The 9941-nt window shown below is 42.2% G+C and carries 7 protein-coding genes; 2 read left to right on the top strand and 5 right to left on the bottom strand.

Annotated elements, in window-relative coordinates; all coding sequences use genetic code 11:
* Positions 1-410 (bottom strand): hypothetical protein (locus EAO38_RS07950; protein ID WP_162982744.1); only part of this gene is annotated, 410 nt, incomplete at its 3' end.
* A 1243-nt stretch (positions 411-1653) separates the two neighbouring features.
* Positions 1654-1854 carry a hypothetical protein gene (locus EAO38_RS07945; protein WP_121022715.1) on the bottom strand — a complete coding sequence of 67 codons (201 nt, stop codon included), beginning with the start codon at positions 1852-1854 and terminating at the stop codon, positions 1654-1656.
* Positions 1855-2001: 147 nt separating this feature from the next.
* On the opposite strand from EAO38_RS07945, the gene EAO38_RS07940 reads away from it, so the two are divergent.
* Positions 2002-5574 (top strand): DEAD/DEAH box helicase family protein, encoded by a 3573-nt coding sequence (locus tag EAO38_RS07940; protein ID WP_162982743.1) that lies wholly within the window; start codon positions 2002-2004, stop codon positions 5572-5574.
* Positions 5575-5582: 8 nt separating this feature from the next.
* Positions 5583-6761 carry a type ISP restriction/modification enzyme gene (locus tag EAO38_RS07935; RefSeq protein ID WP_121022711.1) on the top strand — a complete coding sequence of 393 codons (1179 nt, stop codon included), beginning with the start codon at positions 5583-5585 and terminating at the stop codon, positions 6759-6761.
* A 119-nt stretch (positions 6762-6880) separates the two neighbouring features.
* Here the strand turns inward: EAO38_RS07935 and EAO38_RS07930 are convergent, their stop codons facing one another.
* From EAO38_RS07930 to EAO38_RS09265, 3 genes are all read right to left on the bottom strand, one after another.
* Complete coding sequence (locus EAO38_RS07930) at positions 6881-7534, bottom strand: hypothetical protein (protein WP_121022709.1); 654 nt, start codon at positions 7532-7534, stop codon at positions 6881-6883.
* A gap of 89 nt (positions 7535-7623) precedes the next feature.
* A complete protein-coding gene (locus EAO38_RS07925; RefSeq protein WP_121022708.1) occupies positions 7624-8109 on the bottom strand; it encodes a hypothetical protein in 486 nt (161 codons plus the stop codon).
* Between the two features lie 303 nt (positions 8110-8412).
* Positions 8413-9941 (bottom strand): hypothetical protein (locus EAO38_RS09265; protein WP_235852583.1); only part of this gene is annotated, 1529 nt, incomplete at its 5' end.

Genomic DNA, 9941 nt, shown 5'->3' with positions numbered 1-9941 from the left:
TTGAAGATGGCAAAGAGCAAATTGGCTTCTAATGCACTTAGCCTACCTAGAGATACAGAATTGACATCGTTATGGAAGGTTACATATTTTTCAGCGATGACAGCCGGGAGGTTTTTCTGTTTATCTTGTGCTATAACTTGGGCTTCTGTAGCTTGTGGCTCTTGCTGATTGTTTGATTCTGTGATTGGTTCAGCTGTCATGGGTGGTGTTGGAGTGGTCTGCTCTTGGGTGGAACTCTGGAGTTGTTGGGGTGAGGTTTGCTGTGTAGCTAACTCCATTATCCGCTCGAGACATTCTGTCTTCTCTCTATTTAAAGCATCTCTAAATGTTGTATCTGTCTCTGCATCTATGAGCGCTTGTAGTCGCTTGAGTCGTTGCATTAAATTCTTTTTCTGTTCGTTCATATCCATCATCTCATAGCCAATTAAGCAATGCTTCACACATAGTAGCATAATTAAACATTATATTTTAATTAAAACATATTATTACTTGCGTATTTCTGTATGGTTAGTGCGTATTTCTGTATGGTTAGTGCGTATTTCTGTATGGTTAGTGCGTATTTCTGTATGGTTACCCCCTCGCGAACCCCGTCCCACACGAGGCCCGCGCCCCCCCTAAAAGGTTAAAAAGACGAAGTCTTTTAAAAGGTTAAAAACCCGCATGCGCGCGCGCGCATGCGCTCGGGAACTAGCATCAGCCCAAAAGCAGGTGAGAAAACTTAGAAAAAATGAAAAATTTTTGATGCAAGGGTGCATGAATCGGTAAGCCAAGCTGACGCTTGGCATTTATTTTGCTCTTGGGGGCAAGCCCCCAAACCCCCAAGAGAGGGTTTTGAGGTAAAAGATGAGTTTGTTTTATGGCTTTATGTTGTCATTGCAGTAAAGAGAGCTTTTGGGTTTTTAAAATGAGAATGAGCGTTTAGAGGCTGTATAAAGCCTTTGGAGTGTTAAAGAGAAAAACCTATGGGTAAGTGGTGTTGTGTTGATTGTAGAGCCTTCTAGGTTGGTAGAATTGGTATTTAAACAAATGGGGTAAGATTGTAAAAGACAAGTTACGCATGAATACCGCCCAAAATGGCTTTTAGAAACTAGACACTTAGGGTCTTTGCTTGGGGTGTTGGAGCTTTGGAGTGGCAATGGGGTTAGGGGTGCTTGTTTTTTGTGGTGATGTGGGTTGTTTGGGGTTGTTTGAAGAGAGTGGAGCAAAGCACTTAAGCACATATAGCGTTTAAATTGCTTTTAAAGGGGCATAGAGCGCAAGGTTGGGGGTTATGGGTGTCAAACATGGCTTTGGGGGTGAAAGCGATTGTGGGCGATTGTGGGGCTTGAGAAAACAAACGAATCTTTGGAGCAAGTTTTTCATCCAAGTTTTCTAGGTTTCTACGGGTTTGTTAGTAAGTGAGAAAAAAAGGTAGCCAGCGGTTACCACATCTTAGCTAGCCGTGCCTTTGAGGGTTTAACGCGTATTCTCAAAGTTACACACCGCACCACATTAGCCACACCTTACAAAGTGTGGCGTTGGTTTTAGCGGTCTTCGGGCGGGCTTATAAGCCTAGGACAACTAGACTTACATAGCCGATGAGTACTCTGCAACTAGAGGTGATAACTGCGAGCGATTATAGACAATGCAAGTGAATGGGTTGTAAATGGCACTCTAATCCCCACACAAATACTCTCCATCGCACCACCAAGCATCGTCCCACCAATAGACGGTGCTGTTAGGAGGCGTACCAAAACGCATACGCAAATATTCTTGATTCTTTTGGGCATCCCATTGGGATTTGTGGCGTGCGTTATAGGCATCCACTTCTTTGTTGTATTGCTCAATCCACTCTTTAGAGCCTTTTTGTGCCATTTTTTATTTTCCAATCCGCTAAGATTAAAACCAGTCTCTTAGTGTATCCACTTTATGGTGAATGATACCATAAGCATTGCAGTGCAAGAAAGATAGGTAATTCATGTTAGAATGGAGGTTTTTAAAGATGCTCAAATAAGGGTGTACATGACCTTTGAACAATTCCAAGAAGTCTATATCCAAGACAAATCGCCACAAATACGAGGTTCATTCTTTGAAACACTTTCTAGGCACATGCTCGAGAGGACAGACACAGAGAATGCTTTTAAAAAAGTGGACTTGTGGGATGACTTTCTCCACAAAGATGGCTCAGATCACGGCATCGATCTCGTGATCACTAAAAATAATAATTCTTATATTGCTGTGCAATGTAAATATCACAAGAATGAAGTGAGATTGGCAGAAGCCGAGAAATTTACAGCACCTTTACAGAGCGGTTTAAGTAATGGTATCAAATTTTCAGAAGGCATTTTCATTGCATTTAATGGAGTGAATGAAAAAACAAAGAGGCATTTTGACACAATTACAGATAATAACGAATTGCCTATCCGCATTATTTCTCAAGATGATTTTATAGCTGCTGATATTGATTGGGCAGAGTTAGGCGCACACAATAAGATTAAAATCGCCCAAAAATCCCCAAAGCCACACCAACAGGAGGCGATTTTAAGGGCTCTAGAATATTTTAAAGACCACGATAGAGGCAAGATGATCATGGCTTGCGGCACGGGTAAGACCTACACAAGCTTAAAAATCATGGAAGCCATGACTAAGCCGCGCGATTGTGTCTTATTTCTCGCTCCTAGTCTAGCCCTGATAGGGCAAACTTTCAGAAGTTTTGAAATGGATCACGATCCTAGCAAACCCTTTAAATCCTGCATCATTTGCAGCGATAAATCTGTGGGTAAGGATGAAGATAAGTTTACTGACGAGAGCGTCCATGCCAGCACAGATCCTAAACATCTTGTCCAAGCCTACGAAGAAGCTCAAGAGAATCACAAATTATTAGTGGTGTTTTCTACTTACCAATCTTCTCCTGTGATCCAAGAAACATGCCAACAAGCAGGGATTTCTTTCAAGTTAATGATTTGTGATGAAGCCCACCGCACAGTCCCTAACACCAAAGATAAACAGAACACAGCATGGACAATTTGCCATGAGGACAGCAAGATTAAAGCAAACAAACGTCTTTATATGACGGCTACCCCTAGAACACCCAAGGTTAAAAAAGGGCAGGTAGAAGACATCATCAGTATGGACAATAGAGCCCAATTTGGTGAGGAATTTTATTATCTTGGGTTTGGAGAGGCGATCCATAGTGGCTTGCTGACAGATTATAAAGTCATCATTCTACTCAGCCCACAACAAGAAATAGCGGATATGGTGAATGCCTACAATGAAAGACACCACGCTAGCGAAAAAGGGGCGAGTATCTCCAAAGAAGAGGTGAGTAACGAAGCCATTAGCTTAGAGTTTGGGGCTAAAGTCGTGGGGGTGTATAAGGGGCTAGCCCGCCAAGACTTGAAAATGATAGGGAATGTAGGCACAGATTCACAAGATTGCTTGCCTAGCAAACAAGCCGTGTGTTTTTCAACATTTTGCGAAACAAGCAAAAAATTAGAGAGTCAATTTAGCCCAATTATCCAACTTTACCAAGAAAATAGCGAGGAAACCCCCCTAGAAGTCGCCATTATGCATGTAGATGGCACAATGCGTGCCAAAGACAGAAACGCCAAGATCGCTTGGCTTAAAAAAGTAGAAACGGGTGAATGCAAGGTACTCAGCAACGCCCGTTGTCTATCCGAGGGAGTGGACATCCCTTCGTTAGACACTGTGGTGTTTTTTGACAGCAAAGAGTCTAAGATTGACATTGCCCAAAGCATCGGGCGGGCGATCCGCACGAGTGAGGGCAAGGATACGGGCTACATCATCATCCCAGTGGTAGTAGAATCCGACACTACAGATATTAGCAACTCCATAAAAGGCACTTCTTTTGGCACTGCGTGGGATATTTTAAGGGCGATGCAAAACTTTGATGATCGGGTGATTGAGGATAAAGTCTTGCTAGCCATGCCAAACCCGCAGATCAAGCAAAGCAGTGAGGCAGATAAACAAGCACTAAATCTAGCAGATCAGCGCTCACTCTTTGCCAATCTCCCAGAATGCCTTGAGGCGATCCAAGCAGCCATCCCAGAGATGACGGGCAGTAAGTTTTACTGGAAACGATTTGGGGAGAGGGCGAGCGAAAAAATGCTAGACATCGGCACACGCATAAAAAGCGTGGCGACTAAAGACCCCAAGTGGCTACAAGACTTCTTAGAGCTCCTACGCACCCACATCCACCAGCATATCCAAGAAAACCAAGCCCTGGATATGCTTGCAGCCCATGTGATTTTATACCCCATTTACAAGGCGTGCTTTGGGGAGTTTCAAGAGCCCATTGCTTTAGGCTTAGAACAAAAAATCCAAGAGCTCAACACCCGTTGGGGTTTTCAAGCAGAAACAAAGGACTTCTTAGATTACTACAAAGAGGTAGAACGCCAAGTCAAAGGGGCTAAGAGCGACACCACAAGACTTAAACTCTTAAACAGCGTGCATGAGGCGTTTGTGCAAGGGGTTTATGAAAAAGAAAAAGATAAATATGGGATTGTCTATACCCCCTTAGGAGTCGTTGATTTCATCTTGCACTCGATTCAAGACCTTTTGCAAGAGCATTTTAAGACAGATTTTAACGATTCTAGCGTGGCGGTGCTTGATCCCTTTTGTGGCACGGGGTCGTTCATCAGCGCGCTTTTAAACAAAGAAAATGGCTTGATTGATGATGCGCATTTTTTACAGCGCGCCAAAGAAGGGATTTATGCCCAAGAGATCATGTTGCTCTCTTACCACAGCGCGCTTTTAAAGATCAGCCAAACCTGCCAGCAACGCGACCCGAATTTTGGGCTTTTTAAAAATGTGGTGCTTTGCGATAGCTTGGATTATAAAGAAGAAGCGGTTTATAAAAAAACACAGGCAGGCTTGCTTGAAGCCTTTAGGGATGCCCCCACACCCCTAAATGAGAATAAAAAATTAAAAGATAAGATTAGCCAACAAAAGCTCACCGTGATCTGTGGCAACCCCCCTTATAGCGCCAACCAAAAAGATGCCAACGACAACAACACCAAACTCCCCTATCCCGAGTTAGAGAAAGCACTCAAAAAGAAATATTCAGGTGTGGGGATTTCAAATTTAGGGCAGACCACACGGGACTCTATTATCCGCGCGCTTTTCATGGCCACAGAACGATTAGGAGAAAAAGGAGTCTTAGGCTTTGTGGTCAATAGCGGGTTTTTATTTAGCAAGAGCGCTGCAGGGGTGCGCAGGGAGCTATACAAAGATTACAACCATTTCTACATTTTAGATTTAAGGGGGGATTTGAGAAACCAGCGTGATAAAGTTAAGAAAAACGAGGGTGAAAATATATTTGATGTGCAAGTGGGCATTGCTATCATCTTTGGGATCAAAATCCCTCATTGCAACACGCATGCGATCCACTACTATGACATCGGCGATGATTTAAGAGCAAAAGACAAATTAGCATTTCTAACCCAGCACAAAAGCCTAAGCAAGATTGCTTTTAAAGAGATCATCCCCAATAAAGAGCACGACTGGTTAAACCAACGCCAAGATGATGTCTGTGGGGGGGGGGGGGGGGGAACTACCGAGATTTTATCCGCTTAAAGCCAGCAGTGGGCGAGGCGAGTGTTTTTGTTGCAGAAACTAGGGGGGTTACAAGTGGTTGTGATGAGTGGGTGATCAACCCCTCTAGCCAAACCTTAGAAAACACCCTTCAAAACGCTCACCGCATTTACCATGAAAATCTAGCTAATTTTGATCTCAAATCCTTTGAGACAAAACTCCCACCACATACCAAACCCGCCGATGCCTATAAATTCTTAGGCACCGAGATCGATACAAGTGGAGTAATAGGTTGGACACGGGATTTAAAAAAGAAATTTTGTAAAAAGCAGAAGTTAGCAGACATAGATTTAAAATACATGCGCACCATCACCTACCGCCCCTTTACCAAGCGGCATTGTTATTTTAACCCCGAGTGGATTGAAGAACCTAGAAAATTTGCCACTTTGCTCCCCACTGAAAAGAGCAAAAATGTATTTTTGTGTGTGAATGGAAGCACCTTAGAATTGAGCGTGTTGATGACAAGAACCATTACAGATGTGGGGTTAATTAGACCATGTATCAATGCTTACCCCCTCTATAGCGATGGCAAAAAAGAGAGCGCCATTAGCTTAAGCGCACTCTTTAGATTTCAAAAACACTACCAAGATGAGAACATCACAGCAGAGGACATTTTTTATTTTGTCTATGCCATCTTGCACCATGTGGGCTTTAAAGAAATTTATCGCAACTTTTTAGCCAAAGAATCCCCCCGTGTGCCACTGGCAAGGGACTTTAAAAAGATGAGTGCTTTAGGTAGAGAGCTCGCGCAATTACACTTAAACTACGAGAGCCTAGAGCCTAGCCAAGAATTACGCATCATCTACAAGGGCGATTTAGCAAACGCCCCAGACGAACATTATCGGGTCAGCAAAATGCAACTTGAAAAAGACACGAACCGTCTCATTTACAACGAGTATCTGAGCATTGATAACATCCCCAGCAAGGCTTGGGAATACACTTTATGCGGTGAATCGGTGATTAAACTTTACATGAAAGCCCAAAGAGTCAAAGAATCCAAAAAAGCCAAAGATGCTAATGGAGATTTGATTATCAGCGATCCCAACGATTTTAAAGGAGGTAAATACATCTTTGAAACCTTGCTTAGGGTGATCACGCTGTCTTTAAAAAGTGTGGATTTGATTGAAAAGATCGGCGCATGCGATTACAGGCAAGAGAAAAATAGATGAATGGGTGAGGTTGATAGCAACGCTCGTTTTTAAAATAGCCCTTTAAAGCGGATTTTTAGTTGCCTTGTGCTAGAATGAGCGGACAATTCGGAGAGCGGACTTTCGCTCATCAGCTACTTTCAGTGGCTGGCGTATCTTAGTAAATCCTCGCTAAAAGCCCTCAATAAGTCGTCTAAGAATTTTCCAATCTTGCTTGGGTGTATGCCTATGAAGTTGTCTAGGATTTTCGTTGTCAATCTTGGGTAGGTCTGTCTGTTTTTGCCTACCCTTACCTTTGTGATGTTCTCCCAATGGTAACAGCGGTTGCGTAGGATATGAAACAAACTTAAAACGGCTTCAGCTTTGTGGTAGTGGTTTAAGTGGCTTTTTCTGCCATTGATGAAATGTCTTTTCTTGTTGCTAGGGTCATAGCTTTGGAGTTCTATTTTTGTGGCATCCAAAATGTGTGCCAAAAGCTTTTCTTGCCTAATGAGATAAATCACCATGCCTAAAGTCATTTTAGAGAGATAGCTATCGTGGTTAAGAGTGGTTGCCTTGCACGCCTGAAGCGTTTCTGTGCGCATTTGGATCACACGGGGGTCTTTTGAGTTGTTGATCCACTCTGTGTCTTTAGCACGCATTAAGTGGTCTAAAGAATTACGCAAGGCAATCTCTACAAGGGCGATTTTAGGCGTGTATTTGCCAATGAGTTTTAAATTCTCTAGGTGCGCTTGTAGGTCTTTGTTGTAAGAGTCCAAACGCCTTTGGGATAGTAAAGTTTCTAGGTCTAACACTTTTCTAGCTTCATTGTCTAATTTTTCTTGATCTTAGCTTCTTGGGCTTGCTGTTGCCTTGAGTGCCATAGTCTCGTTTTAGTTATCCTCTAGCTACCCCTCTCAGGCTTTCTACCTCTTTGCTTTGGGGTCTTTTTTAGGCTAGAAGGTTTAGAAGTGTCTAGCCCTTGCTGTTGTTTTGTTTGCGTGTCTTGCCTTTCTTGTGTGTCTTGCCCTTGAGATTGTGGGCTGGCTTCATTCTTTGCAATCCCTTGCCCCCTTTGCGTGTCTTTCTCTTGGCTAGCTGTGGCAACTTGGTTAATCTGTGTAGCCTCTTGCTCTCCTTTTGTTTGAGTGGCTTGAGCCACTTCTTTTACCACCTTTCTAGGCCGCCCTACAGGTCTTTTACCATCAATCTCTGCTGTCAGCATTTTTTTATTTTTGTTGGATAGAGCTAGAAGGTGCTTAAAGCCCTCTTGAATCTCCAAAGCCTCTTCAAACAACTCTAACAACCCAGCTTGTTTCATTTTTTCTTTAATCTCTTGCAAACGCAAGGCATAGCTTGTGATGTCCTCTGTAGAAGTGATGTCAAACATGGATAGCTCCCTTGATTGTGAAATAGGTATATTATAGCACAAATCAATTAACAAAATTATTTTTATCAATTAATTATTAATTTAATTAATTAATATTTTGTAATTTTGTTTATTTAAAATTATTTAATTAAGTTAATATTAAATATTAATAAATTATTAAGTTATTATAATTAAATAAAATAATCAAAAATATAAATTGAAAATAATTTAAATGATTGCCATAAAATATTTTTGAATATTTTTGCAATATTTTTAATGAAAATTCTCCGTAATTTTTCTACACAAAAAGCACAGAATCAAAGTCTAAATATGCCTGCCCCCACCCCCCTTTTGCTCTTGATCTTGGATTGCTTTTACTTGCGCCAAGACTCTAGGCAAATCTTCTCTGAGACTAGCAAGGTCGTTTAATGCATTACTTGCTTTGATCTCTAATGTCTGAGCCACTTCGGGGCTTGTTTTGCCTATTTCAGCAATCTTTGCATGCACAACACCCTTTAGTATCTCCAAAGCCCCCAGATCGCTTTGTGTGCTCTCTAGCTGTGCCTTTGTGGTTTCTAGTTCCGTCTTTGTAGTTTGTAAATCGCTCTGTGTGGCTTCTAAAGTGTTTTGTGTAGCTTGTAGCTCTGTCTTTGCACGCTTTAGCTCATCTTTAAGCCTTGTGTTCTCAATGCCACTCTGTTTAAGGGCTTCTTTGTTAGCCTGTGCTTCTTCTAACTCTTGCTTGGTGCTTTCTTTCTCTTTTTCTAAGGCACTCACTTTATTTTGCAAACGCTCTTTATCGTTTTTAAGGTTGTCTATCTGTCTTTTAGCCTGATTGAGCTCTGCCCCATACTCCGCACTGCTCTTAAACTCTGTGGCAAGCTTGGTAATCCCATCTTTGACACTCTTCACAGCTTCTAAGATCACAGCACAAGCCCGCTCATTGATGGATTGCACTGCTTGGCTGTGTTGATTGAGGGTGTCATCTAAATCTTTTTTAATGGCTTGCTCGCGTCTGTTGAGCTCTCTGTAATGGATTTTACCCTGCTTGACATACTCGTAGGGCATAGGGTCTTTAACCCCCTTGCCAAAAAGTTTTTTTACATTGTTAAACGCTTTAAACTTGCCAGCTTGCAACTCTTCGCCTAGCACCACACACACGCTCGCCTGTTGGATCATCTCCTCTTGGCATTGCCTATGGATTTCTGTGATCTTTTCACCACTGGCTTGGATATGTGCCACTACACCTGTGGTAACGGGGGCTACATACTTCTTGATGAGATGAACAGCTTCTCTTTCAAAAGCCTTGATGTGTGCTTGGTTTTTGGCTTCTGTCTTGGCAGTCTTGAGTTCAGCTTGGAGTGTGGCAATCTCTTGCCTAGAGTTCTCAAGCTCTTTAGTGTGCTTGACAATCTGTCCCTTTAATTCTTGAAGGGCATTGTCTTTTTGGGTGTTCTCGTGCTCAAGTGTGTCTATCTCTTTTTGTTTTTCTTGTAAGGTTTTGGCATGCTCTGTGTCTTTGGTATTGATGTCTTTAGTGTAGCTTTGCTTTCTAAGCTCAAGCTCTTTAGTGTGCTTTTGCCTAAGCTCTTGCACGGCACTAAGGCTTAGATAGTCTTTGTATTTGGCTTCAGCAATGCTTATCTTGTTCTCCACTTGCTCGGGGCTTAGGTGGTCTTTGTATTGCTCTTGTAAGACTTCATAGCGTGTTTTAGCCTCTTTTTCTATCTTGCCAATGCGTGCTTTTAGTTCAGCAATACTTAAGCCCTCATTTTTTAAGGCTCTTAAAGCTTTATAGTCCTCTTGGGTGTAAAGCTTGAGATCGCCTAAACCCTGATTGATAGCTATCATCT

Origin of the sequence: Helicobacter vulpis (genome assembly GCF_003660395.1) — a bacterium.
In the GTDB taxonomy this organism is placed as follows: domain Bacteria; phylum Campylobacterota; class Campylobacteria; order Campylobacterales; family Helicobacteraceae; genus Helicobacter; species Helicobacter vulpis.
Note: the sequence above shows the minus strand (reverse complement) of the source record. Positions and strands in the feature narration are given on the sequence as shown.

Bases quoted from the DNA above. Each gene is read 5' to 3' on its own strand.
- EAO38_RS07945 (WP_121022715.1), bottom strand. From the start codon at position 1,854: ATGGCACAAAAAGGCTCTAAAGAGTGGATTGAGCAATACAACAAAGAA.
- EAO38_RS07940 (WP_162982743.1), top strand. From the start codon at position 2,002: ATGACCTTTGAACAATTCCAAGAAGTCTATATCCAAGACAAATCGCCA.
- EAO38_RS07925 (WP_121022708.1), bottom strand. From the start codon at position 8,109: ATGTTTGACATCACTTCTACAGAGGACATCACAAGCTATGCCTTGCGT.